The sequence below is a fragment of the Pseudomonas sp. E141 genome, from assembly GCF_052659885.1.
In genome coordinates this window covers 964,396-982,880 of record NZ_CP084024.1, presented here as the reverse complement: position 1 = coordinate 982,880, position 18,485 = coordinate 964,396, and the positions used below count along the sequence as shown (strand labels likewise).

At 59.3% G+C, this 18,485-nt stretch carries 23 protein-coding genes; 8 read left to right on the top strand and 15 right to left on the bottom strand.

Features of this window, described 5'->3' with window-relative positions; all coding sequences use genetic code 11:
- The first annotated feature begins 262 nt into the window (after positions 1–262).
- From rimO to tsaA, 5 genes are all read left to right on the top strand, one after another.
- The gene (gene rimO, locus GKKCFE_RS04430; RefSeq protein WP_445577530.1) at positions 263–1,603 is read left to right on the top strand and encodes a 30S ribosomal protein S12 methylthiotransferase RimO; all 1,341 of its coding nucleotides are present in this window, start codon (positions 263–265) and stop codon (positions 1,601–1,603) included.
- A gap of 157 nt (positions 1,604–1,760) precedes the next feature.
- Positions 1,761–2,234, top strand: coding sequence for a GNAT family N-acetyltransferase (locus GKKCFE_RS04425; RefSeq protein ID WP_047230035.1), 474 nt, complete (start codon positions 1,761–1,763; stop codon positions 2,232–2,234).
- A gap of 73 nt (positions 2,235–2,307) precedes the next feature.
- Positions 2,308–3,018, top strand: a complete 711-nt coding sequence (locus tag GKKCFE_RS04420) for an rRNA pseudouridine synthase (RefSeq protein ID WP_047230034.1) — start codon at positions 2,308–2,310, stop codon at positions 3,016–3,018.
- 62 nt (positions 3,019–3,080) lie between these two features.
- Positions 3,081–3,542, top strand: coding sequence for a YehS family protein (locus GKKCFE_RS04415; RefSeq protein ID WP_092401030.1), 462 nt, complete (start codon positions 3,081–3,083; stop codon positions 3,540–3,542).
- A gap of 71 nt (positions 3,543–3,613) precedes the next feature.
- The gene (gene tsaA, locus GKKCFE_RS04410; RefSeq protein WP_139051066.1) at positions 3,614–4,312 is read left to right on the top strand and encodes a tRNA (N6-threonylcarbamoyladenosine(37)-N6)-methyltransferase TrmO; all 699 of its coding nucleotides are present in this window, start codon (positions 3,614–3,616) and stop codon (positions 4,310–4,312) included.
- A 206-nt stretch (positions 4,313–4,518) separates the two neighbouring features.
- On the opposite strand, the gene fpr is transcribed toward tsaA, so the two are convergent.
- A complete protein-coding gene (gene fpr / locus GKKCFE_RS04405) occupies positions 4,519–5,298 on the bottom strand; it encodes a ferredoxin-NADP reductase (RefSeq protein WP_003184787.1) in 780 nt (259 codons plus the stop codon).
- Between the two features lie 121 nt (positions 5,299–5,419).
- On the opposite strand from fpr, the gene GKKCFE_RS04400 reads away from it, so the two are divergent.
- Positions 5,420–6,346 (top strand): LysR family transcriptional regulator, encoded by a 927-nt coding sequence (locus GKKCFE_RS04400; protein ID WP_445577529.1) that lies wholly within the window; start codon positions 5,420–5,422, stop codon positions 6,344–6,346.
- Between the two features lie 11 nt (positions 6,347–6,357).
- Here the strand turns inward: GKKCFE_RS04400 and GKKCFE_RS04395 are convergent, their stop codons facing one another.
- From GKKCFE_RS04395 to GKKCFE_RS04385, 3 genes are all read right to left on the bottom strand, one after another.
- Complete coding sequence (locus GKKCFE_RS04395; protein WP_139051022.1) at positions 6,358–6,720, bottom strand: diacylglycerol kinase; 363 nt, start codon at positions 6,718–6,720, stop codon at positions 6,358–6,360.
- A 69-nt stretch (positions 6,721–6,789) separates the two neighbouring features.
- Positions 6,790–7,443 carry a response regulator transcription factor ErdR gene (gene erdR / locus GKKCFE_RS04390; protein WP_047230029.1) on the bottom strand — a complete coding sequence of 218 codons (654 nt, stop codon included), beginning with the start codon at positions 7,441–7,443 and terminating at the stop codon, positions 6,790–6,792.
- Positions 7,444–7,667: 224 nt separating this feature from the next.
- The gene (locus GKKCFE_RS04385) at positions 7,668–8,411 is read right to left on the bottom strand and encodes a tRNA-uridine aminocarboxypropyltransferase (RefSeq protein WP_445577528.1); all 744 of its coding nucleotides are present in this window, start codon (positions 8,409–8,411) and stop codon (positions 7,668–7,670) included.
- Between the two features lie 181 nt (positions 8,412–8,592).
- On the opposite strand from GKKCFE_RS04385, the gene GKKCFE_RS04380 reads away from it, so the two are divergent.
- The gene (locus tag GKKCFE_RS04380; protein WP_047230027.1) at positions 8,593–9,015 is read left to right on the top strand and encodes a PA3611 family quorum-sensing-regulated virulence factor; all 423 of its coding nucleotides are present in this window, start codon (positions 8,593–8,595) and stop codon (positions 9,013–9,015) included.
- On the opposite strand, the gene GKKCFE_RS04375 is transcribed toward GKKCFE_RS04380, so the two are convergent.
- A complete protein-coding gene (locus tag GKKCFE_RS04375) occupies positions 9,016–9,210 on the bottom strand; it encodes a hypothetical protein (RefSeq protein ID WP_160891688.1) in 195 nt (64 codons plus the stop codon).
- A 450-nt stretch (positions 9,211–9,660) separates the two neighbouring features.
- Between GKKCFE_RS04375 and GKKCFE_RS04370 the strand changes: the two genes are divergently transcribed.
- The gene (locus GKKCFE_RS04370) at positions 9,661–10,779 is read left to right on the top strand and encodes an LOG family protein (RefSeq protein ID WP_139051024.1); all 1,119 of its coding nucleotides are present in this window, start codon (positions 9,661–9,663) and stop codon (positions 10,777–10,779) included.
- A gap of 46 nt (positions 10,780–10,825) precedes the next feature.
- Here the strand turns inward: GKKCFE_RS04370 and recX are convergent, their stop codons facing one another.
- The 10 genes from recX to GKKCFE_RS04320 all read right to left on the bottom strand — a co-directional run bounded on the left by recX (position 10,826) and on the right by GKKCFE_RS04320 (position 18,290).
- Positions 10,826–11,293: a recombination regulator RecX gene (gene recX, locus GKKCFE_RS04365; RefSeq protein ID WP_047230024.1), complete on the bottom strand. Its 468-nt coding sequence runs from the start codon at positions 11,291–11,293 to the stop codon at positions 10,826–10,828.
- Between the two features lie 8 nt (positions 11,294–11,301).
- Positions 11,302–12,354: a recombinase RecA gene (recA, locus tag GKKCFE_RS04360; RefSeq protein WP_047230023.1), complete on the bottom strand. Its 1,053-nt coding sequence runs from the start codon at positions 12,352–12,354 to the stop codon at positions 11,302–11,304.
- An 83-nt stretch (positions 12,355–12,437) separates the two neighbouring features.
- Entirely contained in the window at positions 12,438–12,938 is a 501-nt protein-coding gene (locus tag GKKCFE_RS04355) for a CinA family protein (protein WP_047230022.1), read from the bottom strand.
- A 69-nt stretch (positions 12,939–13,007) separates the two neighbouring features.
- Positions 13,008–13,523, bottom strand: a complete 516-nt coding sequence (locus tag GKKCFE_RS04350) for a lysis system i-spanin subunit Rz (protein WP_445577527.1) — start codon at positions 13,521–13,523, stop codon at positions 13,008–13,010.
- Entirely contained in the window at positions 13,520–14,065 is a 546-nt protein-coding gene (locus tag GKKCFE_RS04345; RefSeq protein WP_445577526.1) for a glycoside hydrolase family 19 protein, read from the bottom strand. Before GKKCFE_RS04345 ends, GKKCFE_RS04350 begins: the two co-directional genes overlap by 4 nt.
- Before the next feature lie 424 nt (positions 14,066–14,489).
- Positions 14,490–15,755: a phage tail protein gene (locus GKKCFE_RS04340; RefSeq protein ID WP_445577525.1), complete on the bottom strand. Its 1,266-nt coding sequence runs from the start codon at positions 15,753–15,755 to the stop codon at positions 14,490–14,492.
- A 10-nt stretch (positions 15,756–15,765) separates the two neighbouring features.
- Positions 15,766–16,365 carry a YmfQ family protein gene (locus GKKCFE_RS04335; RefSeq protein ID WP_322834803.1) on the bottom strand — a complete coding sequence of 200 codons (600 nt, stop codon included), beginning with the start codon at positions 16,363–16,365 and terminating at the stop codon, positions 15,766–15,768.
- Positions 16,353–17,393 carry a baseplate J/gp47 family protein gene (locus GKKCFE_RS04330; RefSeq protein ID WP_419417656.1) on the bottom strand — a complete coding sequence of 347 codons (1,041 nt, stop codon included), beginning with the start codon at positions 17,391–17,393 and terminating at the stop codon, positions 16,353–16,355. Before GKKCFE_RS04330 ends, GKKCFE_RS04335 begins: the two co-directional genes overlap by 13 nt.
- Positions 17,383–17,781 (bottom strand): phage GP46 family protein, encoded by a 399-nt coding sequence (locus tag GKKCFE_RS04325; protein ID WP_047230011.1) that lies wholly within the window; start codon positions 17,779–17,781, stop codon positions 17,383–17,385. The genes GKKCFE_RS04330 and GKKCFE_RS04325 overlap by 11 nt, the downstream gene beginning before the upstream one ends.
- Positions 17,781–18,290: a phage baseplate assembly protein V gene (locus GKKCFE_RS04320; protein ID WP_047230010.1), complete on the bottom strand. Its 510-nt coding sequence runs from the start codon at positions 18,288–18,290 to the stop codon at positions 17,781–17,783. Before GKKCFE_RS04320 ends, GKKCFE_RS04325 begins: the two co-directional genes overlap by 1 nt.
- Between the last annotated feature and the right edge of the window lie 195 nt (positions 18,291–18,485).

Here is an 18,485-nt window from a genome sequence, read left to right as displayed (position 1 = left end):
CTACCTGATCCGCGCCGCTGGAAAGAAGCACCCTGATTGACCTTGCGCCCACGCCACCTTACTTCCTGTTACAGACAAATGATTGACTGTAGAGATTCAGTTGCGCTGGACGGCGCGAAGCATAGCGCAGCACTCGTCGTTTTTCCCCGTATAAAGCTGGTCAAGCGCTTCCAGCACCGCTAGAATTGCGCACTTTTTGATCAGAGGCGCGTCAAGCGTCCTGTCTCCACAAGAGACGATCTCCCCTACACCGAGGTTAGACATGTCCACCACTACCGCGCCGGCCAACCCCAAGGTTGGCTTCGTATCCCTGGGTTGCCCGAAGGCTCTGGTCGACTCCGAGCGCATCCTGACCCAGCTGCGCATGGAAGGTTATGACGTCGTATCCACGTACCAGGACGCCGACGTGGTAGTGGTCAACACCTGCGGCTTCATCGATTCGGCCAAGGCCGAGTCCCTGGAAGTGATCGGCGAAGCCATCAAGGAAAACGGCAAGGTCATCGTGACCGGCTGCATGGGTGTGGAAGAAGGCAATATCCGCGACGTGCACCCCAGCGTGCTGGCCGTGACCGGTCCGCAGCAGTACGAGCAGGTCGTCAATGCCGTGCACGACGTAGTGCCGCCCCGCCAGGACCACAACCCGCTGATCGACCTGGTGCCGCCGCAAGGCATCAAGCTGACCCCGCGCCACTACGCTTACCTGAAGATTTCCGAAGGCTGCAACCACAGTTGCAGCTTCTGCATCATCCCCTCGATGCGCGGCAAACTGGTAAGCCGCCCGGTGGGTGATGTGCTCGATGAGGCCCAGCGCCTGGTCAAGGCCGGCGTCAAAGAGCTGCTGGTGATCTCCCAGGACACCAGCGCTTATGGCGTCGACGTGAAATACCGCACTGGCTTCTGGAACGGCGCGCCGGTGAAAACCCGCATGACCGAACTGTGCGAAGCCCTCAGCACCCTCGGCGTGTGGGTCCGCCTGCATTACGTCTACCCGTATCCGCATGTCGACGAACTGATCCCGCTGATGGCCGCCGGCAAGATCCTGCCGTACCTGGACATCCCGTTCCAGCACGCCAGCCCGAAAGTCCTCAAGGCCATGAAGCGCCCGGCTTTCGAAGACAAGACCCTGGCCCGCATCAAGAACTGGCGCCAGATCTGCCCGGACCTGATCATCCGCTCGACCTTCATCGTCGGCTTCCCTGGCGAAACCGAGGAGGACTTCCAGTACCTGCTGGATTGGCTGACCGAAGCCCAGCTCGACCGCGTCGGTTGCTTCCAGTATTCGCCCGTTGAAGGCGCACCGGCCAACGACCTGAACCTGGATGTGGTGCCGGACGAGGTCAAGCAGGACCGTTGGGAGCGTTTCATGGCGCACCAGCAGGCCATCAGCTCGGCGCGCCTGCAAATGCGCATCGGCCGTGAAATCGAAGTACTGGTGGATGAAGTGGACGAGCAAGGCGCCGTGGGCCGCTGCTTCTTCGACGCCCCGGAAATCGATGGCAACGTATTCATCGACAACGGCAGCAATCTCAAGCCGGGCGACAAGGTCTGGTGCAAGGTGACTGACGCCGACGAATACGACTTGTGGGCTGAACAGATCGGTTGAGCTGCTGCTTAACAGACTCAATGTGATACCTGTGGGAGCCGAGCTCCCACAGGTTCTTTCACAGGCCGAAAAATTGAAGAGCCTCGCTATCCTCACAAGATGCGAGGCTTTTTTGCAGCTATCGTATGGAGATATCCAGCACAAGGAGCAGGCGGGCATGCGTCAGCATTCGGTCATCCACACACCGAAATCCAGCGACTATCAGGAACTGACCCGGGTCTGGGAGGCCTCGGTACGCGCCACCCACGATTTTCTGCCGGACAGCTACATCGAACTGTTGAAGAACCTGGTGCTCACCCGTTATCTGGACGCGGTCATGCTCATCTGCACCCGGGACACTCGCCAGCGCATCACCGGTTTCGCCGGCGTCGCAGCCGGCAAGATCGAGATGCTTTTCATCGACCCGCAACACCGTGGCCAGGGCCTGGGCAAACAGCTGTTGCGTTATGCCATGGAGCACATGAACGCCGATCAACTGGATGTCAACGAACAGAACCCGCAAGCCTTGGGTTTTTACCTCAAGCAAGGCTTCGAAGTGGTCGGCCGTTCGGCAAAGGACGGCATGAACCAGCCGTACCCGTTGCTGCACATGCGCTACAAACAGCCCGACCTGAAGGTCCAACGCGGCTAAAAGGCAAATGGACCCGCGATTAACCGGCGCCAGGCAGGTACAATGCCCACCCTCTTTTTGTTACGGCCCTGTCATGACTGACCCGATTCGTCTCTCCAAACGCCTCATCGAACTCGTCGGCTGTTCCCGTCGGGAGGCTGAGCTGTTCATCGAGGGCGGCTGGGTCACCGTGGACGGCGAAGTGATCGACGAACCGCAGTTCAAGGTCACTACCCAGAAAGTCGAACTCGACCCCGAGGCCAAGGCCACCGCGCCAGAGCCGGTCACCCTTCTGTTGAACGCCCCGGCGGGCATGGATGCAGACACGGCGATGGCGTCCCTTGGACCACAGACCCTGAGCGAAGAACACCGCTTCGGCAAGCGCCCCCTCAAGGGCCATTTTCTGCGTCTGACCGCCAGTGCCGACCTGCAGGCCAACGCCAGTGGGTTGCTGGTGTTCACCCAGGACTGGAAGATTCTGCGCAAGCTCACCGCCGACGCCGCCAAGATCGAGCAGGAATACGTGGTGGAAGTCGAAGGCGAAATGGTCGCCCATGGCCTCAATCGCCTGAACCATGGCCTGACCTACAAAGGCAAGGAGTTGCCGGCGGTCAAGGCCAGCTGGCAGAACGAGAACCGCTTGCGCTTTGCCATGAAGAACCCGCAACCGGGGGTGATCGCGCTGTTTTGCCAGGCGGTCGGCCTCAAGGTGGTGGCCATTCGGCGCATCCGCATTGGCGGCGTGTCCATCGGTAAGGTGCCCCTGGGCCAGTGGCGTTACCTGTCCACCAAAGAGAAGTTCTAGTTTCTTTTTCCGGCGCCGCACCGAGCTGCGGTGCCCACTGCCGATTGATCAGGATTGCACACATGGTTCACAACGACGTACTTCGCAGCGTGCGCTACATGCTCGACATCAGCGACAAAAAAGTCATCGAGATCATCAAACTGGGTGGCCTGGAAGTGCCCATGGCGGATCTGGTGGGTTACCTCAAGAAAGACGAGGAAGAAGGCTTCGTGTTCTGCCCTGACGAAGTCATGGCGCATTTTCTCGACGGCCTGGTGATCTTCAAGCGCGGCAAGGACGAAAGCCGTCCACCGCAGCCAATCGAAGTGCCGGTCACCAACAACATCATCCTCAAGAAGCTGCGGGTGGCCTTCGAACTGAAGGAAGACGACATGCACGCCATCCTCAAGGCCGCGGAGTTCCCGGTGTCCAAGCCGGAACTGAGCGCATTGTTCCGCAAGTTCGGCCACACCAACTACCGCCCGTGCGGTGACCAGTTACTGCGCAACTTCCTCAAGGGGCTGACGCTGCGCGTCAGAGCTTAAACAACCGCTAAAAGCTTCAAGCGACAAGTTCATAACTTGCAGCTTGCAGCTTGCAACTTGAAGCTCTTGAAATGGCCTACAACGTCTCCCCCATCGGCTACGTCCGCTCCTGCTTCAAGGAGAAGTTCGCCATTCCCCGTCAACCGCAACTGGCCCCGGCCGCCCGCGGTGTGCTGGAGTTGGTGGCGCCATTCGATCAGGGCGATGCGGTGCAGGGCCTGGAGCAGGTCAGCCATGTCTGGCTGCTGTTTCTGTTCCACCAGGCCCTGGAAGACAAGCCACGGCTGAAAGTGCGCCCGCCGCGTCTGGGCGGCAATAAGTCCATGGGGGTGTTCGCCACTCGCGCCACCCATCGCCCCAACGGCATCGGCCAGTCGGTGGTGAAACTGGAGCGGGTCGAAGCCGGGCGCCTGTGGATCTCGGGCATCGACTTGCTGGACGGCACCCCAGTGCTGGATATCAAACCCTACGTGCCCTACGCAGACATCATCGGCTCGGCGCACAACAACATCGCCAGCGCAGCGCCTGAGCTGATTGCGGTGCGATGGGCCAGCTCTGCCCTGCATCAGGCCCGCGACCACGCCAAGCGCCTGGAAGAACCCCTGGTGGAGCTGATCGAACAGTGCCTGGCCCAAGACCCACGTCCGGCGTACCAGATTCCTACGCCCGAACGGGAATATGGTGCGCAGTTCTGGGATCTGGATGTGCGTTGGCACTATCCGCAGCCCGGGGTGATCAAGGTGCTGGAAGTGATTCCGGCGAAATCGTAACAGCCAGAAACGAAAAAGCCCGCGCTGCCTTCTTCAGGTAGCGCGGGCTTTTTCATGGGTAACTGCAGACCGGGTTGCGGCTATCGCGAGCAGGCTCGCTCCCACCTTTGAACTTCAGTGGCCACAAGATTTGTGTTCCCACATATTCCATTGTGGGAGCGAGCCTGCTCGCGATGGCGATCGATCAACACCGCATAAACCGAGGTTTACTTCTCTACAAACGCCCGCTCGATCAGGTAATCACCCGGCTCACGCATGCGTGGCGAAACAGTCAGGCCGAAACTGTTGAGCACTTCGCTGGTCTCGTCGAGCATGCTCGGGCTACCGCACAGCATGGCGCGGTCGTCCTGCGGGTTGATCGGCGGCAGGCCGATGTCGCGGAACAGCTTGCCGCTGCGCATCAGGTCGGTCAGGCGGCCTTCGTTCTCGAATGGTTCGCGAGTAACGGTCGGGTAGTAGATCAGTTTGTCACGCAGCGCTTCGCCGAAGAATTCGTTCTGCGGCAGGTGTTCGGTAATGAACTCGCGGTAGGCAACTTCATTGACGTAACGTACGCCGTGGCACAGGATCACTTTTTCGAAACGCTCGTAGGTTTCCGGATCCTGGATCACGCTCATGAATGGCGCCAGCCCGGTGCCGGTGCTCAGCAGGTACAAATGCTTGCCAGGCTTGAGATCGTCCAGCACCAGGGTGCCGGTGGGCTTCTTGCTGATGATGATCTCGTCGCCTTCCTTCAGATGCTGCAACTGGGAAGTCAACGGGCCGTCAGGCACCTTGATGCTGAAAAATTCGAGATGCTCTTCCCAGTTCGGACTGGCGATCGAGTAAGCGCGCATAAGCGGGCGGCCGTTGGGCTGCTGCAGGCCGATCATCACGAACTGACCGTTCTCGAAGCGCAGGCCCGGATCACGGGTGCACTTGAAGCTGAACAGAGTGTCGTTCCAGTGATGAACACTGAGGACACGCTCGTGGTTCATGTTGCTCATGTACGGGGACTCCTGGGAATGATGCCTGCGTCGTTAATTTGCGCAATTGCATCGCATTCTAATGGCGGCGACAATATCTGTTAAATGAATTATTAAGATAAGGGTTATCGGTTATATCGATATGCGATTTACTCTACGTCAACTTCAAGTCTTCGTCGCCGTCGCCCAGCAAGAGAGCGTGTCCCGTGCCGCGGGCCTGCTCAATCTTTCGCAGTCGGCGGCCAGCACCTCCATCACCGAACTGGAGCGCCAGTCCAGCTGCCAATTGTTCGACCGCGCCGGCAAACGCCTGAGTCTCAATGCCTTGGGCAAACAACTGCTGCCCCAGGCGGTGGCGCTGCTGGACCAATCCAAGGAGATCGAAGACCTGCTCAACGGCAAGTCCGGTTTCGGCTCACTGGCGGTGGGCGCCACCCTGACCATCGGCAATTACCTGGCGACCTTGCTGATCGGCAGTTTCATGCAGCGTCATCCGGAAAGCCAGGTGAAGCTGCATGTGCAAAACACTGCCAATATCGTGCACCAGGTTGCTCACTATGAAATTGATCTGGGTCTAATCGAAGGCGACTGCAGCCATCCGGACATCGAGGTCCAGAGCTGGGTCGAGGATGAACTGGTGGTGTTTTGCGCCCCTCAACATCCGCTGGCCAAACGCGGCCAGGCGAACATGGAGGAACTGACCCATGAGGCGTGGATTCTGCGGGAGCAAGGTTCCGGCACCCGCCTGACCTTCGACCAGGCCATGCGTCACCATCGCAGTGCGCTGAACGTACGTCTGGAACTGGAACACACCGAAGCCATCAAGCGAGCCGTGGAATCAGGCCTGGGGATTGGCTGCATTTCACGCCTGGCCCTGCGTGACGCCTTCCGGCGCGGCAGTCTCGTAGCCGTGGAAACCCCGGACATGGACCTGGCCCGGCAGTTTTATTTCATCTGGCACAAACAAAAATACCAGACGTCGGCCATGCGCGAATTCCTCGAGCTGTGCCGGGCATTCACCGCTGGCGTGCAGCGCAGCGACGAAATCGTCCTGCCCCCCATTGCCTGAGCGCCGGGGCACTAGAGCAAAATCAGGCCCCACACCAAGGCAATCATGCTCAAAGCAACGAACTGAGCGGCACTGCCCATGTCCTTGGCATTTTTCGACAACGGGTGCAGCTCCAGGGAAATGCGGTCGATGGCCGCCTCCACCGCCGAGTTGAGCAACTCCACGATCAATGCCAGCAGGCAGACCGCAATCAGCAGCGCCTGCTCGACACGGCTGACATTCAGGAAGAACGACAACGGAATCAGGATGACGTTGAGCAAGACCAACTGACGAAACGCGGCTTCACCAACGAAGGCCGCGCGCAGGCCGTCCAGAGAATAGCCGGAGGCGTTGAGGATGCGTTTCAGGCCGGTTTGGCCTTTAAAAGGCGACATAAGTGGGCAACTGATCAAAAGGGGTGGAGAAGCTAATTCAAACCCGGTCAAAAAAGCGTGAACAAAACGCTACGATTGCGGTGAAATGGACTCAAGTTGCTGCAGCAGCAAGGCCGCCTGGGTCCGGGTGCGCACATTCAGTTTACGAAAGATTGCAGTGACATGGGCCTTGATGGTGGCTTCGGACACGTTCAACTCATAGGCAATCTGCTTGTTCAGCAGGCCTTCACACACCATGGTCAACACGCGGAACTGCTGCGGAGTGAGGCTGGCCAGCCCTTCGCTGGCGGCCTTGGCTTCGTCGGACACGCTCACAGCTTCGAATGCCTGGGGAGGCCAGGACACATCGCCATCCAGGACCGCCTTGACGGCTACCTGGATCATCTCAAGGGAACTGGATTTAGGAATGAAGCCACTGGCGCCGAACTCCCGGGCCTTGACCATCACCGAAGCTTCTTCCTGGGCCGATACCATCACCACAGGAATTTGCGGGTATTGGCCGCGCAGCAAGACCAGCCCGGAAAAACCATAAGCGCCCGGCATGTTCAGATCCAGCAGCACAAGATCCCAATCGGCCTTTTCAGTCAGCCGGGCCTCCAGTTCCGCAATACTGGCCACTTCCGTGAGTCGGACATCGGGGCCCAGCCCCATGGTCACCGCCTGATGTAACGCGCTGCGAAAGAGCGGATGGTCATCGGCTATCAGGATTTCGTATGTGGCCATTTTTCAAATGATCCTGTTTTTAATGGCAGGCCTGATGCACTCACGCCTTGCCCAAGCAACTCAAGATACCGACATGCCGCGGCATCAAAGGGGTACGTTCAACGCCAACACGTAAAAACACGGCGTTTCAAACCTTGGCCGTACCCTAATCGGCGCCAAGCATGCCCAGCGAAACCGGGGTGGTCAAGCAGCACGGCCGCTACCGTGTTCAGTATGGGCCACTATTAAGCCAACACTGGCTGCGCCGTACGAATAAAGGGCTGCAACTCAGCGTGGGCCGCAGTGGACACATCCACCTCCTGCTGTCGTTTGGCACCCAGGTAATGCTGGCTGAACACATCGAAATAGGCATCCAGGGCCGAGGCAGCGTCACTGTCCCCAGCCAGTTCCAGACATAACGCCGCCACTTCGGCGGTGCACAGATGGTCGCTGCGAGTCGAGCGGCGCAAGCGGTAGCGCGACAGCCTGTCGGGCAGCAGGCTCAGAATCGGCAAACGGTCGAAATACGGGCTTTTACGGAAAATCTTGCGCGCCTCGGTCCAGGTCGCATCCAGCAGAATGAACAACGGACGCTTGCCCTGATCGAGGTTGACGGTATGTGTGACCCGCGATGGTTCGACATACTCACCGGGAAACACCAGATATGGCTGCCATTGCGGGTCGTTGAGCAGCGCCAGCAGTTGTTCGTCGACGTCGGTGCGTGACCAGATGAACGCGTGATTGTCGCGCACTACGTCAGCAATCAGCCAACCCGTGTTGCTCGGCTTGAACACTTCCTTGTTGGTCATGATCAGGCAGACACCCGAATGAGCCTCGACGCTCGGACGCCAGGCGCACAGGCAATGGCTCTCGATCACCCGGCAGGCGCTGCAACGGGGCGCGCGCCAGCCACGGGCCTGAATCGGCTTGATACCTTCATCGATGCGCAGGTCGCGCAGACGGGCTACGGCGTTAGGGGCATGGTTCATCGCAGGCGACGCCGACAGGCAGGGAAAATCGACACGAACAAGACTCGGCAGGATAAAGGCCGGCAGTCTACCAGAGCGCGCAAACCTGTACCGTCCACCCGGCCTACCCTATAATTCGCCACCACTGAACGCACAGCCATGTGACCGGTCGAACCACCAGTCACTGAACCAGGAGAGTTTCATGCTGCGCCTTATCGTCCCCACCGTTGCCGTGCTACTGGCGACGTCCGTCACCGCACAGGCCGCTTCGCTGAAAGAACTCGAACTGAACAAGATGCTGCGCAATGTAGCCGCGCAAAGCAGCGCCGGCACGCCCCGGGCAATCAACGAGGACATTCTCGACCAGGGCTACACCGTAGAAGGCACTGAGCTGATCAATCATCTGAGCGTGCAAAGCAGCCACGCCCAGAAAATGCGGGCCGACCCCAAGGCCGTCTATTTCCAGCTGGGTGCCACCGTGTGTACCAACCCAGGCTTGCGCAAATTGATGGCCCAAGGCGCGACCATGCGCTACGAGTTCACCGAAGTTAAGACCAATCGCCCCATTGCGACTGAGCGCTTCCAGGAATCCGACTGCCCGAAACCGGCCAAGACCAAAAAATAATCAACCCGAACTGGCGCGCCGCTGCTCATCGTCGGCGCGCAGTTCCGCCACCAGCGCCTGCAGGTAGCGCGAGCGCCATGCTCGGCCTTCCAACCGGCGACAGCACTCCTCCTCGAGGCTTACCCGATTAGCATGAGCCGCTTTCAACAGCGTCAGGTATAACTGCTTGTCGAGCTCCAAAGTTACTCTGGTCATCAGTCCCGCCTCCATGCCCGATCCACTTCAATCCATCGCGCAGCGTCCAGTCCTGGACGCGCCATAGCATTGAATGCTTGCTAATCAGTTAATCAGAGCGGCACGCACCTAGTTGGCAATCTGACGAGCGGCATGACATTTGAGCGGTTGCCAACGATATTTTTTGAGCGCCATGATCAAGACAGCGAAGATCCGCGCGAGGGACTAGATTCAAAAGTATCTCTTTGCTTAAGGCAGAACGAGGCTGCCCTACCGACACCTTTGCGCGTGACAGTTCTTTCATACAAGGGAAACGCAGAACCCGCAGGATGGCTTGGTCGCCTGTCGCACGCCGCGTCGAACCAGGTCGAACGTCCAGGCACGGTCCTGGGCTGACAACGACACACGGAGTGTCGTGGCCCTGACGAATCTCTCGTTCGGGCTGGGGTTTTGCCAAGAAGGAGAAGCTGAATGCCTTACAAACCGAATGACTTGCTGAGTCGTCATTTTGAGAACCATGGACACGACCTCACCCGCAAGGTCGAAGAGCAACTCAACCTGGTCTCCCCCAACAGCCCGAACCTCCCCATCTACCGAGACATGATCCTGACCGTCCTGCGCATGGCCCAGGAAGATCACAACCGCTGGAATGCCAAGATCACGCTGCAGGCCTTGCGAGAACTGGAGCACGCTTTTCGCACGCTCGAACAATTCAAGGGCCGACGCAAGGTCACGGTCTTCGGTTCGGCCCGAACGCCCATCGAACATCCGCTGTACGGCCTGGCCCGGGAACTGGGGGCGGAGTTGGCACGCTCGGACATGATGGTCATCACTGGCGCCGGCGGTGGCATCATGGCGGCCGCCCATGAAGGCGCTGGCCGGGACCACAGCCTGGGTTTCAACATCACCTTGCCTTTCGAACAGCATGCGAATCCGACCGTTGACGGCACGCAGAATCTGCTGCCGTTCCACTTTTTCTTCACCCGGAAGCTGTTCTTCGTCAAAGAGGCCGACGCACTGGTGCTCTGCCCGGGCGGTTTCGGCACCCTCGATGAAGCGTTGGAAGTCCTGACGTTGGTGCAAACCGGTAAAAGCCCGCTGGTGCCGGTGGTGCTGCTGGATGTACCGGGAGGCAAGTTCTGGCAAGGCGCCCTGCACTTCATCCGTGAGCAACTGGAAGAAAACCGCTACATCCTGCCCACCGATATGAAGTTGATGCGCCTGGTGTACAGCGCTCAAGAGGCAGTAGAGGAGATCAATCAGTTTTACAGCAACTTCCACTCCAGCCGCTGGCTCAAACATCAATTCGTGATCCGTATGAATCACAAGCTGAACGAGCAGGCCCTTGGGCATTTGCAGGCGGAGTTTGCCGACCTGTGCCTCAACGATTGTTTTCATCAACACGCCTACGCCGGCGAGGAACACGACGAGGCCCGTTTCAGCCATCTGACCCGACTGGCCTTTACCTTCAATGCCCGCGATCACGGTCGTTTGAGGGAACTGGTGGATTACATCAACCTGTCGGAAAACTGGGCCCAGCCCGCCACCAAGGCCCAACCCCTCACCTGGGAGCCGATCAAGGTGACCTGAGTCCATAAAAAAACGGCCCGCTATCAAAATAGCGGGCCGTTGTTGTTTAGTCGTCCATGCCGCGACCGCTGAATAAACGGTTGATCATTTCCATGGAATATCCTCGATATGCCAGGAAACGTCCTTGCTTGGCTCGCTCCCTAGCATCGATGGGCAGATGCCCTGAGAACTTGCGACGCCAGGTGTCCGTCAGTTGCGCCTGCCAATCGATACCGCTTTCGCGCAAGGCCAGTTCGATATCCGGGCGCTGCAAGCCACGCTGACCGAGTTCCTCACGAATTCGCAAGGGGCCGTATCCAGAGCGAGCGCGATAAGAGACAAAGCTCTCAAGGTAACGAGACTCCGACAACAAGCCCTCTTCCGTCAAACGGTCGAGGGCCGTGTCGATCAACTCATCTGGAGCGCCGCGCTGACGCAGCTTACGCGTCAGCTCGACTCGACCGTGCTCGCGCCTGGCGAGCAGGTCCATCGCGGTTCGCCGCACCGCGACGAGGTTATCGAGTACGACGGTCATCGAATCGATCAGATGTCAGCGTCAGCCAGGTCGTCTGCAGTCTCGCGGTTAGCCACCGACTTGACGTCCGCAACTGGGCTCAGAAGCTTGTCACGCAGTTGCTTCTCGAGGGTTGCTGCAATTTCCGGGTTATCCGCCAGGAACTTGGCCGAGTTGGCCTTGCCCTGACCGATCTTGGTGCCGTTGTAGGCATACCAGGCGCCGGATTTTTCGACGAAACCGTGCAACACACCCAGGTCGATCATCTCGCCATTAAGGTAGATACCCTTGCCGTAAAGAATCTGGAACTCCGCCTGACGGAACGGCGAAGCGACCTTGTTCTTCACAACCTTGACGCGGGTTTCGCTGCCGACAACCTCGTCGCCTTCTTTCACGGCGCCAGTGCGGCGGATATCCAGACGAACCGAAGCGTAGAACTTCAGCGCGTTACCACCGGTGGTGGTTTCCGGGCTACCGAACATCACGCCGATCTTCATGCGGATCTGGTTGATGAAGATCACCAGGCAGTTGGCGTTCTTGATGTTACCGGTGATCTTGCGCAGGGCCTGGGACATCAGACGAGCCTGGAGGCCCACATGCATGTCGCCCATTTCACCTTCGATTTCCGCTTTTGGTACCAGTGCAGCCACGGAGTCGACGATGATCACGTCAACGGCATTGGAACGCACCAGCATGTCGGTGATTTCCAGGGCCTGCTCACCGGTGTCCGGCTGGGAAACCAGCAGGTCATCGACGTTAACGCCCAACTTGCCGGCATATTCCGGGTCCAGGGCGTGTTCGGCATCGACGAAGGCGCAGGTCGCACCGGCTTTTTGAGCCTGGGCGATCACGGACAGGGTCAGCGTGGTTTTACCGGAAGATTCAGGACCATAGATTTCAACGATACGGCCTTTTGGCAGGCCGCCGATGCCAAGCGCAATGTCCAGGCCCAGGGAGCCGGTGGAGATGGAAGGAATAGCCTGACGGTCCTGATCGCCCATACGCATTACGGCACCCTTGCCGAATTGACGTTCGATCTGACCCAAGGCCGCAGCCAAGGCTTTCTTCTTGTTGTCGTCCATTAAAGTCCTCACGTAATCAATAAGGCCTGACGGCCAACACCTGTATAAGTAGCCAGTATTATTCCACAGCGATTACAGATCGCCTACCCCTGATTTGAGATTTCTACAGCGGCATGTTGCAACAGCCCCTCTAGCGCGGCCTTCACCGTTTGTCGGCGGACCTCGTCGCGGTTACCCGGGAAGAATCGCTGCTCACTGATGACCGTCTCGCCAACGCCCCAGGCCAGCCATACAGTGCCCACTGGTTTGTTCGGCGTACCACCATCGGGGCCGGCCACGCCGCTGACCGCCACGGCAAAACGCGCCAGGCTTTTTTGCTGCGCGCCCCGCACCATTGCCTCGACCACCTCGCGACTGACCGCCCCCACCGTTGCGAACAGCTCGGCAGGCACACCCAGCTGCTGAGTCTTCTGGCGGTTGGAATAGGTGACATAACCCGCCTCGAACCACGCCGAACTCCCGGGAATGCGGGTAATCGCCTCGGCAATCCCGCCTCCGGTACAGGATTCGGCCGTGCTCACATGGGCATTGACCCGCTGCAGGCGTCGGCCCAGTTCAGCGGCCAATTCGGTAATGTCGTCCATGATGCTCTCCTGATTCGATGCAAGGGCCCTACCGTACACGAGCATTCCAGGCTTGCAAGGCTCGCCGGATCAGCGCCCCAATGCCCTGACGTACGCCTGACAGGCTTGCAGAGCGATCAATCCACGATCCCCTGCGTCGGTGATGGCGATAACTCGTTGAGCATGCGCCGGGTCAAGTCGGGCGCGTGGGGGGCCATGATCCACGCCGCCGGCGCCGGCGGTGGCAGGCACTGCACAACCGGCGGCAACATCGTCGGCGTCGAGGAGGACTGACAGCCGGACATCGGCAGTAGCAAGGCGATCGCGCAAGCGATCCTGATCACGTTGGGCATCGCTCAAGGCTCGGTAATGGGATTGTTCGCTGGCGGAGAGTTGTTGTTCCAGGGCTAGGCGCTTGTCTCTTTCGTTCTGCTGCGCAGTAGCGGCCGACAAGGTCAACTGACGCAGCGTTTCGGCCTGGAGCTTGGCCTGCGCCGTCAAAGCCTTGCCATAACGCCAATCCTGAACTTTCCACGTCACACCGGCCGCCGACAGCAGAAACGCCAGCACAAGCACCGGGACGAACCTCATGACGACGGGGTTCATCCCAGCACCTTCAAAGCCTGTGCATAAAGAACCCGACGCTCCGTCGCGCCGTTCTGGCCGCCGTTGATCCTTTGCGTGATCTTGTCGAAAAGTCCTGCGTCAGCCAGGGCATTGAGCCCATGGACCGCCCAGAACCAAGCCGCAGAATGAGCGGCCCAATGTGGCTCCTCCAATAACTCTGGTGCACTGACCAGGTCCAGGCCCAGGGATTCGCCGCATGCTTGGTAGTTGGCCCGGCCGGTAATCTGAATCAAACCCCGGCCCCGGTACTTCTGGCCGTCACCATCGGCTTGCGGTGTGTTACCCAGGCGTAGGGCCAATGGGCCGGTGTCATATTTCGACAGATAGCCATCATTGCCCAACTCGCGCACGTAGCGCAGCTGACCGGATTCATGACCCACCTGGGCAATGAACGCGGCAACACGTTTCAATCCGATGACCTTATAACGCCCCATGGCTACGTTCAGCTCAGGTGCAAAAACGCTGGCATTGGCACCGGCGTTCGGGAGGATCTGCAGCAGTTGTGCCTGCGTGATTGGCATGGCGCTCTCCTTAAAGCGATTGATGGACATTCTTGGGATCCATTAAATGGGCTACGGACATTGGTGAAACATCGTAATTATCAGCCGCTCATAGCGTCCGGAACGATTAGATGAAACCCAGGGATATCAGCAAACTGTCGGTTGATGCAGTGTTCGGTATCAGCCTCAAAGATCGACAGGACCGTAGAGACCTGTTGATCAAGGTTGCTCGGTCAACAACCTGCTCACCTGGCATCTAGCGACATATAAAAATGCGGTTTTCCATGACGATGCACTCTGGAGAGGAAACTGGAACAGTCATATCAAGTCAGCTATTAAATTTTATACACGCCTCTTCCCCTAATAAACTTTTAGACTTTCCATCACTCACTCTTAAATGAATTTCCAGTTATGCGCCCCCCATCAGAGGGGCGAATTTCGTTTATTAGTATTTAATTACATACAACATCGCTACGTTCCTGGGACGCGCCTCATTACCACCAGAAGCGGCCACAGCGATAGTATGTGAGTGATCTCCGGCAGAGGCTGCTGTACCGGAAATGGTGTGGGTGTGATCCCCCGCTGACACCGCCGCCCCCGACACAGTATGAGTATGGGCTCCAGCCGATGCTGCTGTACCGCTAATAGTATGGGTATGTGCTCCACCCGGGTTAGTTGGAGCGGTTACACCACTTTGCAAGTTGGCGGTTGTAAAATTGGGGCTGCCACCACCCACGTCGTTATTTTGGGCTCGCGGAGCGGTATGAGTATGTTCTCCCGCACTTGCTGCAGTACCACTGATTGTATGTGTGTGCGCTCCATTAGAAGCAGCCGAAGCGCTCAGCGTATGAGTATGTGCCCCAGTGGTCGCCGCAGTGGCACTTAATACATGAGTATGCGCCCCAGCGTCAGCAGCCGTTGCCGTATGGATATGTGACGCGTTCTGCCCGGTTTGGCCTGTACCCAGAACCCTTCCTGAATCAACCCCCCGCCCGTCATCCCAGCCTCGAATGAACTCGCCACGCAGATCCGGCAAGGCAAAGGTCGTGCTGCCATCACCCGTACCGAACCGCGTACTTATCGCCGCAAACAGCGCCGCATATTGTGCACGTGAAACCAAAGCACCGTTGCATTTGAGCCAGCCTTGGGGCGGTTCCGCGGTCGCTACAACTTTGATGTCACCTACATCACTGCCCGTATCCTTGGTCATCCCAGTGCTGGCGATCATGACCCACGCGCCGCTTCCGATGGAGCTATTCCACTGCACCCAAACATCGCCACCGACAGTAATTTCCCCGCTTTGAATGGCGTTATGGTCAAGCCCCACAATTGACTTGGCCGGCAGCCCATTTGGGGCGAAAGTGCTGGCACCGGTATTGGCATGGGCTGCTTTGAAACGCAATATCAAACCATCAACCAGAACTGACGGCGCAGGTTTGTAAGTAGCACTGTAAGCATTGACGGTACCAGTATCCAATGCGTAATCGACCAATCCCGACTGGTTGATTTTGCGCACAGCCAAGAGCAACTGCCCAAGGTCGCCTTCATCAGGAACCATCCCTGCCCCGGTAATTACCCCCAATAGCTCTTGAGTAACAGAGTTGCCCCAAGCCGCCGGAATCAATGAGCCTGGTGCGCCAGTAACTGGATTTTCATCGACAAACTTGCCATTAACCAACCCAACACTGGGCACGCTCTTTGGATAATCCATTTTCTACTCCTTAGTCATAATTGATGTGCACCTGCGCATGAGCCGGTGCGCTACGATGGATCAGGCATTCCAAGGCAGAGCCTGGGTTCATGCCGAAGCGTTCACCCCAATAGCTGGCGCCAAAACGGCGGCCGAGCGAGAGGCGTCCGCCAGTGTTAAGCGTCCACATGAACTGCACTTGCCAGGTTCCGAAATGCGTTACGCCAAACCGCGAAAGTCCCATCCGGGGTGCCCGATGCTCAGTCACGGTCGCGTCGGGGTACCCTTGGCTGCGCGCGATATTGATGAAGTACGCCGCCGTCTGACTGCCCACCGCCAACAACCGCCGACGCACCGCCAAACGACGATCGTCATACAGCGGTGTAGCGCCGAGGCACGGGTCGGGCAGGTTCATCACCCGCTCCCAATCCGGCACCAGCTCACTCACCCCCGCCGGGTCCATTTCGTGGAGCAGGTCGGCGGCGCGGGCGTCGAGACGCGCCAGTTCCTGGGCGATGCCTTCGAGCACCTCTTCCAGTTCCGGCACACGCTCCGGGTCCCACGCCGGGCCGCTGGGCAGCAGGCTGCGCAGTTGGGCCTGGTACTGCTCGGCGGTTCTTATTCCAGCCATACGCAGCCTCCGAAGGTCAGCAACTGATTGCTGGCAGCGACCACGTCAGCGATGGGTGCGGTGAGTTTGTGGTCGGTTTCGCCGGTGGCGCTGCTGATGGCTTCGGCGATGTGGGTCAGCAACAGGGTTTCGCCGAGGCCAGCTTCGCGGTTATGCAGGTCGCGCAGTTGCGCTTCGATGGCGGCGCGCACGGCGCTGGTGTCCGGGGTAATGCGCAGCCGGTAGGTCACCGGCACCTGGGTTGGCGCCAGCACATGCACCTCGGCGGTGACCGGGCGCAGCGGCTCGATATAGGCCCGGACCTCTTCCAGTTGTTCGGCGTTGGGAATCGGCAGTGGATCGTCGTCACGCATGACGAACACGCCAACGGTGCCGGGCCCAAGGTAGCTGCCGCGACACCAGGCGCGGGTGATGCCAGGGCATTCCAGGGCCCAGGTTTCATAGTCCTGCGCGGAACCGCCGTGGGGAATGATGCGGTAGGAGCGGATCACCCTGGCTCGCAGGGATTCGAGGCTTTCCCGGGCGAGACCGCCGGTCAGCCCGGGCGCGAGCACGGTGAAGCTGTTGCCGATCCCAAGGATCGGCTGCACCGGCGTCAACACCAGGCCGGCATCGGCATTCCCCAGGCTACCGGCGTCCAACGCGGCGACAGTGGTGCTGTTCAGGCCATTGCTGGTGGTGCGGGCGCTGGTCACTTTGTAGGTGCGCCCATCGCTGGATTGCAGCAGCGTGTCGACATCCAGCACCGCACCAGTGGTGGCGGTGAAACTGACACTGCCGCTGGCCACCTGGGCCGCTTTGCGCGCCTGGTTCAGGCGCAGGGCGGCGATGCGCTCCAGGGTGGATTCGTCGGCCTTGTCCGGGAGGATCTGCTCAGCGATCCAATCCAGGTAGCCATACAGGCCATAGGCGGCGCCACCCAGGGTGCGGGCCAACACTTGGGCATCGGACTGGCGCAGCGAATCGCTGGCCAGGTCGCTTTGGGCGCGCTTGATCAGCACCGGCAGCGAAGGGGTTTCAAACGGCATAGGTCACCTGCCAACTGTTATCGGGGTTGATGTCCAGGCGCTCGCCGTCGGCCAGGGTCAAAACCGTGCGCAGATTCAGGCGCTGGGCGTCGAGGCGTTCGCTGATGATGTCGATGGCGCTGCAATGGCCGTCGTCGATCAGCCATTGCAAGGCTTCGCGGGCATAGAATTCGGCGTCGAGCTGGGTCTGCCGGGTCAGCTTGACCCGGCGCAACAGCCACAGCCGCGAACCGATGCGGTCGTCGGCGACGGTGGGAAAAGTGTCGCCCCACCAGCCGAAACGTTGCTCGTCATCCACGGCATCGTCGTCAGCGGCGCGGCGCCAGGTGAACAGGCTGATCAGCACCGAGCGGGTCAGCGCGGCGTGCAGGTTCTGGCTGATGAACATCATTGGCCTCCCGCCGGCACGCCGGTCTGGCCGTTACCGGCCTGCACGCCGACGTGCACATGCTTGATCTGGCTGATGCCGCCGGCGATCTGGTCGCCCTGGGAAACGAACTTGCCGGTGTGGTTGATGACCGGGCTGTCGATATTCACCGCGCTGCTGGCGCGGATGTTCAAGGTCGCGGTGTCGATGTCGATGACCCGACCGCGCTTGAAGTGGATCTTGTCGCCTTCATCGGTGTAGATCGCCACTTCGCCAGGGGCCAGGGCCTTGAGGCGGAAACGACGGTCGGCGACCACCAGCACCACGGCATGGGAACGGTCACCGCCCAGGAACGTGGCGATGCCCTCGGCACCCGCCAACGGGTTGCTGGTGAAGCCGTAGGGTTCGAAGTGCTCCATGTCGTCGTTCACTTCACCGGCGGTGAGGCGCATTTGCAGCGATTGCAACTTGGTGGCCGAATTGGCGAGCACGACAGTGCCGCGCGCCAGGAGGCGGGTCAGTAGGCTCATTGAGGTTTCCTTCGGAATCGGAAGTTTGAAAGCGGTGTTTATTGGCCATAACTTCTGTTGGCTGTACCGACGCCATCGCGAGCAGGCTCGCTCCCACAAGAGATATCCAGTGGATCAAGTTTTGTATTCGGCAAAGATCCCCCTGTGGGAGCGAGCCTGCTCGCGATGGCCTGGGCTCATTCAACATTGAGGCAA

Coding starts and splice junctions, on each gene's coding strand:
- rimO (WP_445577530.1), top strand. CDS start 263: ATGTCCACCACTACCGCGCCGGCCAACCCCAAGGTTGGCTTCGTATCC.
- GKKCFE_RS04425 (WP_047230035.1), top strand. CDS start 1,761: ATGCGTCAGCATTCGGTCATCCACACACCGAAATCCAGCGACTATCAG.
- GKKCFE_RS04420 (WP_047230034.1), top strand. CDS start 2,308: ATGACTGACCCGATTCGTCTCTCCAAACGCCTCATCGAACTCGTCGGC.
- GKKCFE_RS04415 (WP_092401030.1), top strand. CDS start 3,081: ATGGTTCACAACGACGTACTTCGCAGCGTGCGCTACATGCTCGACATC.
- tsaA (WP_139051066.1), top strand. CDS start 3,614: ATGGCCTACAACGTCTCCCCCATCGGCTACGTCCGCTCCTGCTTCAAG.
- fpr (WP_003184787.1), bottom strand. CDS start 5,298: ATGAGCAACATGAACCACGAGCGTGTCCTCAGTGTTCATCACTGGAAC.
- GKKCFE_RS04400 (WP_445577529.1), top strand. CDS start 5,420: ATGCGATTTACTCTACGTCAACTTCAAGTCTTCGTCGCCGTCGCCCAG.
- GKKCFE_RS04395 (WP_139051022.1), bottom strand. CDS start 6,720: ATGTCGCCTTTTAAAGGCCAAACCGGCCTGAAACGCATCCTCAACGCC.
- erdR (WP_047230029.1), bottom strand. CDS start 7,443: ATGGCCACATACGAAATCCTGATAGCCGATGACCATCCGCTCTTTCGC.
- GKKCFE_RS04385 (WP_445577528.1), bottom strand. CDS start 8,411: ATGAACCATGCCCCTAACGCCGTAGCCCGTCTGCGCGACCTGCGCATC.
- GKKCFE_RS04380 (WP_047230027.1), top strand. CDS start 8,593: ATGCTGCGCCTTATCGTCCCCACCGTTGCCGTGCTACTGGCGACGTCC.
- GKKCFE_RS04375 (WP_160891688.1), bottom strand. CDS start 9,210: ATGACCAGAGTAACTTTGGAGCTCGACAAGCAGTTATACCTGACGCTG.
- GKKCFE_RS04370 (WP_139051024.1), top strand. CDS start 9,661: ATGCCTTACAAACCGAATGACTTGCTGAGTCGTCATTTTGAGAACCAT.
- recX (WP_047230024.1), bottom strand. CDS start 11,293: ATGACCGTCGTACTCGATAACCTCGTCGCGGTGCGGCGAACCGCGATG.
- recA (WP_047230023.1), bottom strand. CDS start 12,354: ATGGACGACAACAAGAAGAAAGCCTTGGCTGCGGCCTTGGGTCAGATC.
- GKKCFE_RS04355 (WP_047230022.1), bottom strand. CDS start 12,938: ATGGACGACATTACCGAATTGGCCGCTGAACTGGGCCGACGCCTGCAG.
- GKKCFE_RS04350 (WP_445577527.1), bottom strand. CDS start 13,523: ATGAACCCCGTCGTCATGAGGTTCGTCCCGGTGCTTGTGCTGGCGTTT.
- GKKCFE_RS04345 (WP_445577526.1), bottom strand. CDS start 14,065: ATGCCAATCACGCAGGCACAACTGCTGCAGATCCTCCCGAACGCCGGT.
- GKKCFE_RS04340 (WP_445577525.1), bottom strand. CDS start 15,755: ATGGATTATCCAAAGAGCGTGCCCAGTGTTGGGTTGGTTAATGGCAAG.
- GKKCFE_RS04335 (WP_322834803.1), bottom strand. CDS start 16,365: ATGGCTGGAATAAGAACCGCCGAGCAGTACCAGGCCCAACTGCGCAGC.
- GKKCFE_RS04330 (WP_419417656.1), bottom strand. CDS start 17,393: ATGCCGTTTGAAACCCCTTCGCTGCCGGTGCTGATCAAGCGCGCCCAA.
- GKKCFE_RS04325 (WP_047230011.1), bottom strand. CDS start 17,781: ATGTTCATCAGCCAGAACCTGCACGCCGCGCTGACCCGCTCGGTGCTG.
- GKKCFE_RS04320 (WP_047230010.1), bottom strand. CDS start 18,290: ATGAGCCTACTGACCCGCCTCCTGGCGCGCGGCACTGTCGTGCTCGCC.